The sequence below is a fragment of the Streptomyces sp. CA-146814 genome, assembly GCF_050942385.1.
Lineage (GTDB): Bacteria > Actinomycetota > Actinomycetes > Streptomycetales > Streptomycetaceae > Streptomyces.
The window spans coordinates 1-14256 of sequence record NZ_CP192068.1; the positions used below are offsets into that span (position 1 = coordinate 1).

The 14256-nt window shown below is 71.9% G+C and carries 10 protein-coding genes and 2 pseudogenes; 6 read left to right on the forward strand and 6 right to left on the reverse strand.

The window, feature by feature from the left end:
• The first annotated feature begins 683 nt into the window (after positions 1–683).
• The 3 genes from ACQP09_RS00005 to ACQP09_RS00015 all read left to right on the forward strand — a co-directional run bounded on the left by ACQP09_RS00005 (position 684) and on the right by ACQP09_RS00015 (position 4206).
• Positions 684–3206: a Helicase associated domain protein gene (locus ACQP09_RS00005; protein ID WP_433394864.1), complete on the forward strand. Its 2523-nt coding sequence runs from the start codon at positions 684–686 to the stop codon at positions 3204–3206.
• On the forward strand, positions 3206–3496 hold the full coding sequence (locus ACQP09_RS00010) for a hypothetical protein (RefSeq protein WP_433394865.1): 291 nt from the start codon (positions 3206–3208) through the stop codon (positions 3494–3496). Before ACQP09_RS00005 ends, ACQP09_RS00010 begins: the two co-directional genes overlap by 1 nt.
• Before the next feature lie 455 nt (positions 3497–3951).
• Positions 3952–4206, forward strand: coding sequence for a hypothetical protein (locus ACQP09_RS00015; RefSeq protein ID WP_229900745.1), 255 nt, complete (start codon positions 3952–3954; stop codon positions 4204–4206).
• 47 nt (positions 4207–4253) lie between these two features.
• On the opposite strand, the pseudogene ACQP09_RS00020 reads toward ACQP09_RS00015, so the two are convergent.
• Both ACQP09_RS00020 and ACQP09_RS00025 read right to left on the reverse strand, forming a co-directional pair.
• A pseudogene (locus ACQP09_RS00020) lies at positions 4254–4476 on the reverse strand (hypothetical protein).
• A gap of 47 nt (positions 4477–4523) precedes the next feature.
• Positions 4524–6146: a replication-relaxation family protein gene (locus tag ACQP09_RS00025; protein WP_433394867.1), complete on the reverse strand. Its 1623-nt coding sequence runs from the start codon at positions 6144–6146 to the stop codon at positions 4524–4526.
• 678 nt (positions 6147–6824) lie between these two features.
• On the opposite strand from ACQP09_RS00025, the gene ACQP09_RS00030 reads away from it, so the two are divergent.
• Positions 6825–7274: a hypothetical protein gene (locus tag ACQP09_RS00030; RefSeq protein WP_433394868.1), complete on the forward strand. Its 450-nt coding sequence runs from the start codon at positions 6825–6827 to the stop codon at positions 7272–7274.
• Positions 7275–7367: 93 nt separating this feature from the next.
• Positions 7368–7535: a hypothetical protein gene (locus ACQP09_RS00035; protein WP_433394869.1), complete on the forward strand. Its 168-nt coding sequence runs from the start codon at positions 7368–7370 to the stop codon at positions 7533–7535.
• 205 nt (positions 7536–7740) lie between these two features.
• On the opposite strand, the gene mobF is transcribed toward ACQP09_RS00035, so the two are convergent.
• Complete coding sequence (gene mobF, locus ACQP09_RS00040) at positions 7741–9711, reverse strand: MobF family relaxase (RefSeq protein WP_433394871.1); 1971 nt, start codon at positions 9709–9711, stop codon at positions 7741–7743.
• Between the two features lie 294 nt (positions 9712–10005).
• Between mobF and ACQP09_RS00045 the strand changes: the two genes are divergently transcribed.
• Positions 10006–10521 carry a hypothetical protein gene (locus tag ACQP09_RS00045; protein ID WP_433394873.1) on the forward strand — a complete coding sequence of 172 codons (516 nt, stop codon included), beginning with the start codon at positions 10006–10008 and terminating at the stop codon, positions 10519–10521.
• A gap of 133 nt (positions 10522–10654) precedes the next feature.
• Here the strand turns inward: ACQP09_RS00045 and ACQP09_RS00050 are convergent.
• The 3 genes and pseudogenes from ACQP09_RS00050 to tap all read right to left on the reverse strand — a co-directional run.
• Positions 10655–10754 (reverse strand): annotated as a pseudogene (locus tag ACQP09_RS00050) (IS5/IS1182 family transposase); the annotation flags it as partial.
• A gap of 215 nt (positions 10755–10969) precedes the next feature.
• On the reverse strand, positions 10970–11530 hold the full coding sequence (tpg, locus tag ACQP09_RS00055; protein ID WP_433394875.1) for a telomere-protecting terminal protein Tpg: 561 nt from the start codon (positions 11528–11530) through the stop codon (positions 10970–10972).
• A 10-nt stretch (positions 11531–11540) separates the two neighbouring features.
• Positions 11541–13799: a telomere-associated protein Tap gene (tap, locus tag ACQP09_RS00060; protein ID WP_433394877.1), complete on the reverse strand. Its 2259-nt coding sequence runs from the start codon at positions 13797–13799 to the stop codon at positions 11541–11543.
• Between the last annotated feature and the right edge of the window lie 457 nt (positions 13800–14256).

Here is a 14256-nt window from a genome sequence, read left to right on the forward strand (position 1 = left end):
CTCCGGGCTGCGCCCGTCACAGCGAGCCGGGTCGCTGCGCTCCCCGGCCGCTCACGCTCCGCGTGAGCGGATGCGGCTCGCTCCGCTCACCGCCGGGCGGCACGCGCTCCGCGCCCGCCACCCAACCGCAGGGCATCCGGCCCGCGTTGCGGGCCGGGGCCGGCCTCCGGCCGACCCGTGGCCTCCGCTGCGCTCCAGCCACTCGGGGCGCGGGTCCCGCTCCCCTACCAGCCAGGCGTGCCAAGCTCCGCGCGGCCCACCCACGGGCCTTACGGCCCGAGCGGCAGCAAGAGGAGGGAGGGGTGACAGGTAGTCGGGCGAGTGACGGAGGTTCGGGGGCCGGCCACCCGCGAAAAGGGGTGAGGCTGAGGGGGCGTCAAGGTCCCGGATTGGCTGGCGATAAGGCAAGGCTAACAGCTTTCAGCCACGTTCGGAGGAATCTCGGCATTCTTTGTGCTTCATTTCTGCAAGCGAGATAGACTCTGGACTCAGAGCACACCACACCGGACCGCTCCGGAGGGTTATCGAGATCCACCCGGCCGCCTTACCGGTGTTCCGGTGGGGCGGATCAACCAGCCGATCGCGTCAGTCCAACCGTAGCCCTTGTGGCTCCTCTACGTGCAGGTTTCCCGTTTCCCGCCGCTCGCATCGACCGGACGGCACCCCAGGAGAAGGCAGGCGATATGTCGAGCACAGACCGCGCTGATCAGCGCGAGGCAGCCCAGCGAGAAGCCATTGACGCGGTCGTGCGCGCCCTCGAATTGCCTGCAAGATCACTTGTGCCCGAACGGGGGCTTCGAACGCAGGTGATCATGGCGACCGGGTCCGGGAAGACCCGGGTGGCGGTCCGCAGCGCGGAGGAGCTCCACGCGGGCCGTGTGCTGGTGCTCGTGCCCTCGCTGGATCTGCTCGCCCAGACCGAGGCCGCGTGGCGCGAGGGGGGCCGCCGGGGCCCGATGATCGGTGTGTCCTCGCTTCGGGGTGAGGAGGTGTCCTTCCCTAACACCACGGACGTGGACGAGCTGGTGGAGTGGGCGCGGGGCCTGGAGAAGGTGACCGTGTACGCCACGTACGCCAGCCTCGGTCTGGGCACGCTGGAGCGGGCGCACGCCGGGGGCCTCGCGGCCTGGGACCTGATCGTGGTGGACGAGGCCCACCGCGTTTCGGGCCGGATCGGGAAGCCGTGGGCGGTCGTCCACGACAACCAGAAGATCCCGTCCCTGCGCCGCCTGTACATGACGGCCACGCCCCGGCTGTGGCAGCTCGGGGACGAGGACGAGGCCGGCGCCCCGGGCGAGCTGGTGGCGAGCATGGAAGACGACCCCGAGGGCCCCTTTGGCAGCCGCTGCTTCACCCTGACCCTCTCGGAGGCGATCGACCGGGGAATCTGTGCCCCCTACCAGGTCGTATGCGTGGACGTCACCGACACCGCCCTTCAGGCCGCGCAGCTCCTGGGCGCCGAAGGCCGCTCGGCAGAGGTCCGCGGGGCCCGACTCGCCGCCCTGCAGACCGCCCTGGTGAAGGCTTCGGCCGAGGAGGGCTTCCGCCGCACGCTCGTGTTCCACCACCAGGTCCGCGAGGCCGAAGCGTTCGCGGCCGGCCTCCCCGACGTCGCCGCGCAGCTGCACGCCAGCGACCCGGAGCTGTATCCGAAGACGATCTGGGCGGACTGGCTGTGCGGCGACCACAAGCCGCTCCACCGCCGTCGGCTCCTCGGGGAGTTCGCGGCCGGGATCGCCACGGACGGCACCGTGGTGGAGAAGTGCTTCCTCTGCTCGGTGAAGGTCCTGGGCGAGGGCGTCGACACCAAGCACTGCGACTCCGTCTACTGGGCCGACGTACGCGGCTCGATGCCGGACCTGGTCCAGGCCGTCGGCCGGGCGCTGCGGATGCAGCCGGGCGAAGGCAAGGTGGCCTCGCTCGTGGTGCCGGTGCTGCTCGGGCCGGGCGAGACGGCGGACAACATGCTGACGAGCCGGGCGTTCGGCGGGCTGGCCAAGCTGCTGGAGGCGCTGCGGGCGCACGACGCGCGGATCGTGGAGACCCTCGCGGAGCAGCAGGCCCCGAGCCGCTACAAGCCCGTCAGCAAGGACGACAGCGGGAAGAGCACGGGCGGGAGCGGCGAGGGCTCCGGAGGCGTCAGCGCCCCCGCCAAGGCCCTGCTGAAGTTCTCTACGCCCCGCGACCCGGCCGCCCTCGCCGCGTTCATCAACCTGCGCGTCCTCAACCCCGAACACGAGCACTGGCGGCGTGGCGTTGAGGCCGCCGTCATCTACGTCCGCGAGCACGGCGACTTGAAGGTGCCGTTCACATTCCGCGTGCCCGCCGTCGACCACCAGGAGGCGGAAGGCGAGGGGTGGCCGGCCTCGCTCGCCGGGTTCCCGCTGGGGCAGTGGACCGCCGACACGCGCCGGTTCTACGCCCGCGACGACATGGACGAGGACCGCGTCACGCAGCTGGAGAAGCTCGGCATGATCTGGAGCCACTACGACGTCGCGTGGGAGGAGGGCCTGTCCGCTGCGCGCGGGTGGGCAGCCGAACACGGCCACCTCCTGGCCCCGCTCGACGCCACCTACCAGGGGTACCGGGTGGGCACCTTTCTGAAGAACGCGCGGGCCGCCGCCCGCAAGGCGCAGGAGAACGAGCTGCGGCGTGCCGAGGGGCTGCCCGTGGAGTCGTCGGCCGGTGCGCTGTCGGACGAGCGGCGCGAGCAGCTGGAGGAGATCGACGCGTCCTGGTGTCCGTCGTGGCCGGTGACGTGGCAGCGGTGCTTTCACCTGGTGCGGATGCACCTGGACGCCGGTGAGGCGCTGCCCACCGAGGCGGGCGACGTTGTGCGCCAGGGCGAGGATCTCGGGCGGTGGGTGCAGTCGGTCCGGCTCGGCTGGGACCAGCTCACCACCGTGCAGCAGTGGATGTGCGAGCAGGTCCTCGGCATCGAACCCGCGACCGAGGACGAGAAGCCGCCGCCGCGCCGTACGCAGGCCGACAAGTGGGCGATGAACTACGCGGCCGCCAAGCAGTTCTACGAGCGCGAGGGGCACCTCCAGGTCCCCAGGAAGTGGGTCGAGCGGATCGTCGGCGAGGACCAGGAGGAGCGGGAGCACAAGCTGGGTGCCTGGATCGGGAACCAGCGCTCCCGGGCGGCGACGCTGACGCCGGAGCGGATGGAGCTGCTGTCCGCGATCGGGATGCGGTGGTCCTGATGGTGGGCATCGTCGTCACCGCGGCCGCCACGCTCACGGCCGGCTACCTGCTCGGGCGGCTGCGCCCGTGGCAGCGGCTGGGCGACTGGGCGGCCGATCAGGTCCGCTTCACCGGAACGTGGGTCCGGGGCGGCGCTGCCCGCCAGGCCGTCGTCGTTCTGACCCACGCCGTCACCGCACCGCGCACCAGCTGGCGCATCATGCGCGCCCCAACCACCGAGACCCGAGCGCCGACGCCCGTACGCGATCCGGACTGGGTCGCCAACCGCCGCCAAGGAGAGCACGAGTAGACGCAAGGTCACTGACTGCCTTATGGGCAGTCGACCCCCTAGACCCCCATCGACAGCGCAAGGCCCGGACCAGGTGTCCGGGCCTTCGTCATGCCCTGGGATCTCTTCTCCCGGTCACTGCTGTCCGGGCCCCGGCTTCCGGCCCTACGGGGTGAAAGAGCCGTGCCCGCCAGGACGAGACGCAAGCACCTGCGCCCTGCCACTGTCCCGCCCGCCATGTCGAACTCACGCCGGAGGCAGTACCGATGACCACCCGCCAGACACCCGGGGCAACACCCGCGCCGATCGCCGCTACGCTGAACACGCCCACCCTGGGCCGGGCCGAAGCCCCACAGGGACGCTCTCCTGAGAGCCGCAGCAGGACCGCCGACCGCGAGGCGCGCGTCACCCCCACGCGGACGACACCACCACAGGTGTCCGCCGTCTCTGTTCCTCCGCCTCGTAGGAGACTCCCGATGCCTCGGGACCCGCACCCGCGCTCCCCCATACCCGCCCGCCCCGAACCGCCCGCCCCGGCCGGCGCAGGGACGCCGTCGGAGACACCGCTGCTGTCGGTGCACGCCGCCGTGGTGTTCCTGGCGGCCGTCATCATCGGCCTCGTCATGGGCGGCCTCATGTTCCTCCACGACAAGTCCGTGCCCACAGCCGTCGCCGCGGGCTTGGGTTCCTTCGGGCTCAGCGTCCCCGTGCTGCACAAGCTGATCGGCTGACCGGCGGCGGGCCGGGCGCAGCATGTGCGCCCGGCCCGCCGCCTCCGTCAAGCAGCGTGGAACTCGTGGGCCTGGCCGCCGCGCCACTCCACCCACTGCGGGTCGTCCCAGATGGCCTCGGTCGGTGACGCCGACGCCCTCGAGGAACACGACCAGGTCGTGGTCGCTGTAGGCGGTACCGAGGATCTCGTCCTGGCCGCCGCTGTGCACGGTGACCCTCCGGCCGCCCGAGCTGGAGGGCCGGTGCACGACGATCGGTGCGCTGCTCACGCCTCCCAGCGTGCCCCGGGCCGATCGGCTGGGCGAGTCGGCCCGGCTCAGCGGCGCAGGCGCGACAGCCAGCCGCTTGCCTTCTGCTCGGGCACGGCCGGCTCCTGCTCCTGGTCGTGCTCCTCCTGCCGGGGGCTCACGCCCCAGGTCCGGTCCAAGTCGGCCTCGTACTGCTGGTCGCAGTCCCCGCACAGCGACGGGTGCTTCGCTGGGGAAGCAGTCCAGCCGACGGGCTTGGTCGCCTTCCATCGTTCGTCGGTGAACGCGGCACCGCACTCGGTGCAGACGGGGCGCTCGGGGGCGGGCCAGAAGTCGCCCGACCCGGCCTCGCCGCGTGCCGGCTCCTGGCGCTCCTGCGTGCCAGCCGCTGGGCTGACGGCGGCGGTCTTCTGCTTGCAGTCGTCGCACAGGTTCGGGTGGGTCTCGCGCGGGGCGCCCCATCCGGAGGGCTCGACGGCTTTCCACCGTTCGTCGGTGAACCGGGTACCGCAGTCGGCGCACACGGGACGACGGGCCTCTTTCTCCGCCCTGTGCTGTGCGGCGATGCGGCGCAGCTCCTCCTTGTGCTCCCGCTGGCGAGCTGCGTACTCGGCCTGCTTGCGGGCGTCATGGGCTTCACGGCGCGGATTGCCGATCGCCTCCAGGAGGGTCTGGTTCTGCCGTCGGCCGAAGCGCCGGAAGACCGCCCCGGCCGGGCCGTGCTCCTGGAGCTGCTTCATGCCGGTGACCACGATGGGCAGCTTGCCGTCGTACATGTGGAAGCCGGCGTCGTACCAGGTGCCCTTCCAGTGCCGCTCGGTCAGCTCGGCCAACTGCGCGATGACGGTGTTGGGGTTGCGCGGGCCGATCCGGTTGAAGACGAGCAGCAGCGGCGGGTGCGGCTGGTCGCTGTGGCGGCCGTCGGGTACCCACCAGCGGGTGCGCCACATCGGCCGCTCCTTGCCGCCGGTGTCCTTCACCTTCCGCTGGCAGAACCGCATGTACTTGTCGATCTTCGCGGCGAGGACCTGCGCGGACTCGAAGCAGTTGTCGATCTCCACGAACAGCAGCGGCACCCCGTCCTCGGGCGCGGTGATGACGATGTCCGCCTGGGCGCCGCCCTTGCCCGGGTTGGCCCATGTGCCCGTCGCGGGCAGCGCCACCTCGGTCGCGTACGAGGCGATGGTGCCCAACCCGGCGGGCGCGTCGAAGGCGGCCTGCGCGGCGGCGAAGACGTCGGCCGGCTCGCTGGCGAGCTCGGACAGGTCCGGCTTCGGGCGCAGCAGAGCGAGCACAGCTTCGTTGACCGCCATCGGGTGGGAGGCGCCCGTGCGCCCGGCGCCCCGGGCCGGGTCGCCCATCTCCCCCACCGGCCGCCCCAGCTCGCGCGCGGCGGCCTTCAATCCCATCGGGGTGAGGTTGCGCAGCCTGTCCCCGCCCGGGAGCTGCCCGCCGTTCTCCGCCAGGCCGTGCTTGCGCAGATCGGACAGCGCGCCCGTGTGGGAGGCGGTGCGGGCCTGCTTCCGCTTCGACGGGGTCGGCTTGTCGGTGTGACGGTAGCTCAGGTGCGGGGCTGAGATCTGCTGGATCTGTTCGACCGTGGCGACCTTCAGCACTCCGAGCACGCGCAGCGCGTCGCCGCGCAGGTTGTTCGATGACCCCGCCGGGTTCTCCTCACGCTTGACCGCCATCAGCTGCGCTCCTTCCCCGTCGTCTGGCACGCGCGGCCACTTGCCGAGCGTCGGCCGCGCCCGGCCGCCAAGGGCCCCCGGCCCCGGAACCCGATGATCTCCTCCTCTACGGACATCACTTCAGAGTTCAGGAGTAGATAAGAGGGTTGTGACAACGCGGCGCGCGGCCGAATTTGCGCGCTGACCTGGGCTTTCTCCGTCCAGCTCGGTGCCGGGCACCAAAGTGGGTTCCACAGTGGCCTCCCAAGTGCGCACCGTAGGAGGCCGGGACGGCTTGCCCGCTGCTGGTCGGGCCCGTGGTCGGGGCGGGCGCGCCGGGCGCCTGCCGGGGGTCGGTGCGTGGTCATCGCAGTGGCTCCTTCGCTTCGGGCCGCCCTGGTGGGCGGGGATCGAGGGAGCAGCGTGCAGGGGACCCCCTTGTCCGCGGTCTAACCGTGGCCAGGTCAAGGAGAAACACGACGGTGGGCGGGGCGGTAGCAGAGGTGGACAAGGGGGTGCGGTCGGGTTCGTGGTCGGCCCGACCACTCTGGACAAGGGAGCCCGGTTTGGCCCTTGCAGACCCGATTCGCCGGGTTCGGCTCGGGGGGAGAAATCTCTGGTCTCTGTCCACAGGCTGGCGGGCCGACCCTGCTGGGACGACGCCGTGAGTCGCACGGCGGTCATCGTGAGGAGAGGTTCATGCCGTACCTGATCCCGACCCGTACGCCGCTGACGCCCGAGCAGGTGGAGCAGGGCTTCGACTACCTCCTGGCGCTGCAGACGGGCGGCGGTACCTACGCCGCTGGTCGGGTGGAGGCGACCCCGGAGCTGGCGTTCATCCTGCTGCGGCTCGCCGAGGACATCATCTGGCCCGTCACGGCCGTGGACGGGGAGGCCGTCGACCTGTGCGCGGACTCCTTCGTGCTGGACGAGGTCGGGTGCGTCCTGCTGTCCGCGCTGCGGGACTGGGCGCGGGACTCCCCCACCACGGCGGTGCTCGGCATCGCCCGCAGCATCATCCGCTTCGTCCAGAACGTGATCCCCGACCCCGACGACCACGGAGACACCTGCGCCACCCTGGAGGCGATGCGCGACGAGCACCTGACGCTGGCGCACGCGGTGCACTCCGCACCGGGTGCGCACCTCTAACCGCACCTCCGCACCTCAGCACCGGGTGGGAGCGCACCGGTGTGGTGGAGCGCACCCACCCGGTGCGCACTGGTGCGGTGGTACGCCCATCCGGTGCGCACCACGATGCGCACCACCGTCCATCCGGTGCGCTCCACTCTGTGGGCGGTGCGCGCACCGGTGCGGCCGGCGCGCGGGAGTGGTGCGTACCGAGTGGACGGTGGTGCGGTGGAGTGGGCCCGGGTGGAGACGGTGGAGGCGGTGCGTTTCTCCTTGACCTGAGCCGAGGTCAAGGAGAAACGCACCGGGTGGAGGCGCGGCCCTGCTCCCGTCGATGGCGTCCACTTCCACCCGGTGGGCTCCACTCGGTGAGGTGGCTGCCGAGCACGGTGGCGTCCACTCCCGGACGGTGGACTCCACTCGGTGGAGTGGGGGCGGGGCGTCGTCGGTGCGCACCACCGCACCGGGTGCGCGCCATCGGGTCCACTCAGTGGCCGGCCTCCCGGCCGCGGTGCGGTCCGGGTTGTTGTGGGCGGTGCGCCTGCTGGTCGTGCGGGCGCACCGCGTCGGCGTCGGCCTGTGCGGCGGTGCGGTCCGCGAGGACGCGGTCGGCGCGGGCGTCGTCGGCCATCGTGGTGGCCACCTCCTGGAGGCGGCGCAGTCGGTCGGCGGTGAGATCGAGGGCTTCCACGTCCGTGCGGGAGTCTCGCAGGGCCCGCAGCGCCGTCAGGTCGATCGCTTCCTCGCGACCGGCCTTCGGCTCCTGGTCGTCGTGCTCGGGGTCGGCCGGCTCGGGTGCGAGCAGCTGCTCGGGCATCGCCGCCTGCTGGTGGGCGACGACGTCGTACGCCCGGCCCCGCACGGCAGTGGCGGTGGTGGCGCGCATCTGCTCGCGGAGCACCGCGCCAGCGAGGACGGCGCGCTCGTACTGAAGCGGGACGCGGGGGATCTCCCACTCCCCCGCGTCCTGCCCCCTAGGCCGGGGTGCAGCCGGCTCACCGGGATCGGCCGGGGGTTGCCGGTCCGGGTGGGGCGCGGGGCCGGGTGGGTGGCGGCGGGCGGGGAGGTCGGACAGGGCCCACCGGGCGGTGTAGAGGCGGTAGCCGGCCTCCAGGCCGCGGATCGTCTTCGGCTCGCTGATGTCCAGGCAGTGGGTGGAGATGGCGGCGGCCACCACCTGGTCGTCCAGGCCGGGGTCGCGGCGGCGGCCGCGCAGGACAAGGGCGAGGTGGCGGCGGGCTTCGGCGAGCAGGTGCCGACGGTGGAAGCGCCCGCCCTCGTTCATCACGAACACCGTCGCGGCGACGTCGACGGCCGCCAGGGCGACGTCGACCACAGCGGCGACCCGGGCCCGAATCGCCGCAGCCCCGGCACGGGCGTACTCGAGGAGGGAGGTGATGACGTCGGCAGCGACACCCGAGGTGAGGATCGCGCTCGCCTTCCACCACGCGCGCAGTTGCGCGAGCGGCCGGGCCGACTGCTTGGGCGGGCGGGTCTTGCGGGCGGCGATGGTGTTCAGCTTGGCGCGGGCGCGTTCGGAGACCACGGGCAGGAACCGCGGCTCGCCGTCGTCGTCGACGGCGGTGACGTACTCGTGCTCCAGCTCGGTCAGGCAGGCGGCGATCTGGTCGCTACGCCGGGAGGTCCAGCGGATCAGTTCGTGCGGCACCCCGGCGATCTCCATCACCGGCCGACGCCCCGGGGTGACGATGCGCGGCTCGGTCGCCAGCCCCAACGCCTCGCAGACCTCCGCGGCCACCAGCTCGTTGTAGAGCGCGGAGGCGGCCACGGTGTTCTCGTGCAGGGCCGTGGTGTGGATCGAGCCCCACTTCCCGTCCAGACGCTGCCCCTTCACCGACAGCAGCAGATGGTCATGGAGCAGCGGCCGTCCGGAGCGCGCCTCGTAGTGGCGGAAGCGCGCGGCGACCAGACCGCCGGGCGGCCGGACCCGGTAGATGCCGTCCTTGCCGTACCGGATCACCGCGACCTCGTCCTCGATCCACTCCAGCACCCGCTCGATCGCGTACTCGTGCGCGGCCTCGATCACCCGCCGCGTCTCCTCGTCCCCGAAGGCCCACAGGAGGTAGATCGTCGGCTGCGGCCGGAACACGAAGTCCACGCCCGTGACCGTCACCCGGCGTCCGAGGGCGCCGGCCTTGAACGCCTGCTTCTCCGAGTCACCCGCGGCGAGCCGGTCGGCCTCGATCCGGTCCGCGTCCGGGTGGCGGCCGCGCTCGCCGAACAGGTTCCGCAGCTGCGCCTCGGTGACCTCCTCACCCGGCGCAAGTCCGAGGGCGGCAAGTCCCCGGCCCGTCCAGCGCCCGACCGGGACCCCGGCTTGCTCCTGGGCGGCGCGCAGCGGCGTGCGGGCCGGGCGGCGGCCGTCGCCGACGACGGTCTCGCGCAGGTAGTAGCGGTACATCTGACCGGCCCGGACGATCCTGATATCGACTGTCATGCAGACCACGCCACACGGCACTGACCTGCAAGAAAAGGCCGATCAGCCCGGCTTCCCGCCAGGCGGGAGCAGCGGCCTGACTTTCTTCTCAGGTGCCCGCCGGACGGGAAGCGGCTCCGGGCCGGACGTGAATGTCATCGCTCTCCGGCAGCACGCACAGAACGACCCGAACGACACCAGCAAGCACCGCTGAGCATCACCATGCGCCAAGGACGAGCACCGCCAAGGAAGCACCGCCTACCCAGCCCCCGGCAACCGACGGGGGCTTCGTCGTGCTGCCCGGAGGAGACCACCGTGCCCACCTTCGAGACCCTCCCCCGCTTCACCGCCGACCTCCAGCACCTCACCCCCGCCCAGCGCCGGCGCTTCCGCCGCGTCGTCCTGGACGCCTTCGTGCCCGACCTGCGCACCGGCCGCCAGTTCCGCCCCGGCTTACCAGCACGCCGCACCATGTCACCGCGTCGCTCCGCCGTCCGCACGGCGGCCGTGGCGGCCCTGTCCGCCGCCGCGCTCCTCGGCGGCGGTCTCACGGCCCAGGCCGCCGCGCCCGCCCGCGCGACGGGCGCGGTCGTGGAGCTCGCGCCGGCCGGTGCGCTCGCCACCCGGTGCTACTACAAGGTCAACGCCAACGGCGGTCTGCAGATCCGCAGCGGTCCCGGCACCGGTTACTCGGTCGTCTGGTCCTACGCCAACGGCGCCACGATCCTCGCGGAGGTGTCCACCACCAACGGCTTCCGCAAGGTGGGCACCAACCGCTGGGTCTCCGCGGCGTACACCGCCCGTATCGGCGGTCTTCCCTGCGAGTCCTGACAGGGACCTGCAGGGAAGGGTGCCGCCGTTGTCCAGCCCTTCGACGGGCCGTCGGCCGCCGGAAGGTCTTTCCGGCGGCCGGCGGCCTGTCCGCTGCCTGCGACCGGTCTGCGAACTTCGTCACTGAGGTTCTTCAGCGTTGCAGCTCCGGTGTGAGGACGGCCCTTGGCGAGTGACGTCATGCGGTTGGGACTGCACCGGGATCTGCGGAAGATCCGTCGGGACTTCAGGCGGACGGTCGGCGCGCTGGGCACGCCTTCCCGCGTGGTCCGGCTCCCGCCCGGGAAGCGGGTCGGGCCGAGTTCTTCGGGCGACGCGTGCCATGAGGGCGGTGGCGTTGTCCGCGTACGGGGCCGGCGCGGCGTGCGCCGACGGGACGCGGTGTGTGGCGTGGTGTCGGTGCTCGGCGGTGCGGCCGGGCCGCCTGCGTGCTCTGGTTGTGTGGCGGTCAGAGGCCGAACTCGATGTGCTGGAGGTCGAAGAGGCGTACTTCCTCCAGGGTTCCGGCTCGGGCGCCGTGGTTTTGGAAGTAGGTTTCCTTGAGTCCTTCGGCGGCGATCTGCTGGAGTTGGCACTCGGTGGCGCCCTGGTCCTGTGCGGTGAACAGGCGGTGGGCGTAGGGCGGTGGCAGTGCCACGGTGAGGTGGCGTTCGCGGGCTTCGTCCGTGGTGCCGATGGGTGCGCTGTAGCCGAGGCGGCCTTGGATGTCGATGACAAGGCCGGTGCTGGTGCCGGCGGTTTTTTTCGCCTGCGCTTTTACTCGGGGTTGCCATCGTTTTTTCACTTCGCCGGTCAGCCGGGCGGCGAGGTGGGGGCGCGGTTTTTTGAGCTGGTTCCTGACGTACCGCTCGACGGTGCGCTGGGAGATGCCGAGGGCCTGGGCGGTGGCCTTGGTTCCTTTGAGCTGTTTGACCAGGTAGCGCATCTGTGCGCCGGCGCTTTTGGGTGCTGGGCGTGTGATGGCCTGTTCCAGTGCGTTGTCGAGTCCCTCGCCGACCGAGTTGGTCATCTTCGGTGCCCTATTCCCTGGTGTCGGCGGTGGTGAGGTCGCCGGTCTTGATGTAGCGGGCCAGGTTGAGTTCCGGGGTGTGGGTTCGTTCGCGGAGCTCTTCGGCCCACAGGGTGGTCTGGGTGCCTTCGTGTTTGACCATGCCGGGAGACAGTCCGAGCCGGAACGAGCCGGGGACCGTCTTTCCTGCGTCGTCGTAGGGCAGGACGTCCAGGGGTGAGGGTCCGTCGGCGGCGTAGACGGCGCAGTCGGAGAGGACGGCGACCGGGTAGCGGCCGGTGGCGGCGGCCAGTGCCACCATCTTGCGGTGCATGCCTACCCGGGCGCGGGAGATCACGGTGGCGCGGATGTCCGGGCGCCAGGTCGGGCGGGTGAGGGCCGGCCAGGGCTGCCCGGGCCGCCAGCCCTGGCCGCGTGCCTTTTCCTGGAACTTCCCGATGCCGTTCTTCACCGTGGACTTGATCGCGTCCAGGACGATCGCCGCCTGCGGGTCGCGCTGCTTGTAGCCGTGCATCGCGGTGGGCAGTTGTTGTGGTGTCAGGTTGTCGGTGACGCCGAGGTCGGCCATCGTCGACACGTAGGCGTCGCGCAGTCGTTTGTACCAGCTGTCGAGGTAGCGGCCCGGTTCGGTGCGGATGAAGGCTTCGGTGGGGGCGACGTCGTAGCCGATTTCGGTGGCGTAGGCGAGGGTCGGGGTCGCGTACCAGGCGGGTCCCTCGGGGCGCTGTCCGGTCGGGGTGAAGGGGCTGGGCAGCAGGTCGCCGTCGAGAGTGTGCCACTGCTTGCCGACCTTCACACGGGACAGGTCGACGTGGGAGAGGTCGACCAGCCAGGAGCCCGGCGTCTTCGCGTCGAAGGTGGGGTGGGTGACGTGGACGGGCGGGGTGGCGAGGCCGACGACCGCGCCGTTGGCGGCGGCGGCGAAGGCCATGTTCACGTCGATGCCGACGAGATGGCGTCGCATGCATTCGTCATCGGTGAGCGGGCGCGCCCAGTCGTAGGCCTCCTCGAAGAGTTTCTCGGCCGGGGTCCGGATGTGGAAGCGGGGCAGGTGGGCGAGGACGGGGTGGCCGTCGGTCGCCTCGCACGGCGGTGGGTCCATCGGTTCCCTGCCCAGGGAGCCGGGGTTGTGTTCGCTGTGCCGTGTTCCTGTCCCGTCCGGGGCGGAGGCGCGGGTGGGCGGGTGGAGGGCGGTCATCAGCTCCAGGCCGGTCACCGCGGTCGATCCTCGTGGGGTGATGACCCGGGTGGCGTACGTGCCGAGGACGGTGGCGAGTTCGGCGGGAGGGAGGTGGGCGGCGTGGCCCCAGCTGCGGGCATCGAGCGCGTTCCAGGACGGGATGCAGAGTTGGACGCAGGAGCGGCGGCCGCCCTGGGCGGGGCGGTAGATCCGTGCCCAGGGGCCGAGACCGCGCCTGGTGAGCTGCCACCGGGCCCGGGTCAGTTGGGTGATCGTCTTGTGGGTGTTCGGCAGGCGCCCGGCCAGGCGTTCCTCGTCACTGAGCTCGGCGGGCAGGCCGAAGCGTTCGAGCGCGGGCCGGGTGAGGACGAGCAGCGGGTCGGCGTCCCTGCCCGGGCCGGTCAGGCGTGGTGCACCGAGTCTGGCCTCTGCCAGTGTCCATTCCACCAGTGAGGGCAGCGTCCTGGCGGGCACGTCCAGGATCAGACCGCCGACACCGTAAGCGAGGGCCTGGCCGTGGTCGTCGACGTCGATGACGGCCAGCGGCCCGTTCTCGAACCGGGGGTCAGTGGCGGCCGTGGGCGGGGGGGCCGTCCGGGTGGCGTTGTGTGGGTGGAGGCGCGGCGGTGCGGCGGCCGGGCGAGCCGTGGCCGGCGGGCCGGGTACGGACGTGCGTGGCGGGGGCTTCTCGGCCGGCTCGGCGCCGGCCGCCGGAGGCGGAACCGAGGCTGTGTCCGGGGGCGTGGCCGTGTCCGAGGCACGGGCCGGGGCAGTGTCCGGGGCCGTGTCCGGGGCCGGGGACGGGGCTGGGGACGGGGCTGGGGACGGGGACGGGGACGGGGCTGGGTACTTCTGTGCCCATCCCTCCAGCAGGCGCTGGTAGGCGGCGCGGCGCGGAGGCCGCGGTTCGCTACGGCCCGCCTCCCAGTTCTTCACCGTCTGCGTGCTCGTCTCCAAGACCTGCGCGAGGCGCGCCTGCGTGATCCCGGCCGCCTCACGCAACCGCGCCCGCTCCGACGGAGACGGCATCACCGGCTCCCCCGCCAGCAACGCATCCACCGCATCGAACAGCTCATCCTGCGTCGGCATACCTCAGAACCTAACAGACCCACCTACAGATTTATCCCCTGTTTTAACCCCCTGCGGTCTGCCGGATGTCCAGGAGCGGAGTTGGGCGGCGACGGCAGGTACGGAGACTCCGCCGAGCAGCGTGGAGGCCGCGGCGGCCGGTATGCGGGGTGTCGCGCAGCGGCAGGTGTGCGGAAGAGCCGAGCCGGGGCCAGGGCGGTGACCCGTGCAGCGAGTCCGGCAGGCTCAGGGGCACCGCTCCAGCAACAAGACCGAACCCGATCCGCCCCGCGCAACGCCGCCCCCACGCCTTCAGGGCGCGATCACGAAACGTCCGCCGACCGGTCACCAAGAAGGCCGAGCAGCACGGCGAGTGATGCGTCGGGGCCCTCCCCCGCCGTGTCGAGGACGATCTGGACGCCGTCTGCGTACCGGCCGAGGCGGCACGCAGACGGCATGGTGGTCCGGAGCCCGAGAG

Coding starts and splice junctions, on each gene's coding strand:
- ACQP09_RS00005 (WP_433394864.1), top strand. CDS start 684: ATGTCGAGCACAGACCGCGCTGATCAGCGCGAGGCAGCCCAGCGAGAA.
- ACQP09_RS00010 (WP_433394865.1), top strand. CDS start 3,206: ATGGTGGGCATCGTCGTCACCGCGGCCGCCACGCTCACGGCCGGCTAC.
- ACQP09_RS00015 (WP_229900745.1), top strand. CDS start 3,952: ATGCCTCGGGACCCGCACCCGCGCTCCCCCATACCCGCCCGCCCCGAA.
- ACQP09_RS00025 (WP_433394867.1), bottom strand. CDS start 6,146: ATGGCGGTCAAGCGTGAGGAGAACCCGGCGGGGTCATCGAACAACCTG.
- ACQP09_RS00030 (WP_433394868.1), top strand. CDS start 6,825: ATGCCGTACCTGATCCCGACCCGTACGCCGCTGACGCCCGAGCAGGTG.
- mobF (WP_433394871.1), bottom strand. CDS start 9,711: ATGACAGTCGATATCAGGATCGTCCGGGCCGGTCAGATGTACCGCTAC.
- tpg (WP_433394875.1), bottom strand. CDS start 11,530: ATGACCAACTCGGTCGGCGAGGGACTCGACAACGCACTGGAACAGGCC.
- tap (WP_433394877.1), bottom strand. CDS start 13,799: ATGCCGACGCAGGATGAGCTGTTCGATGCGGTGGATGCGTTGCTGGCG.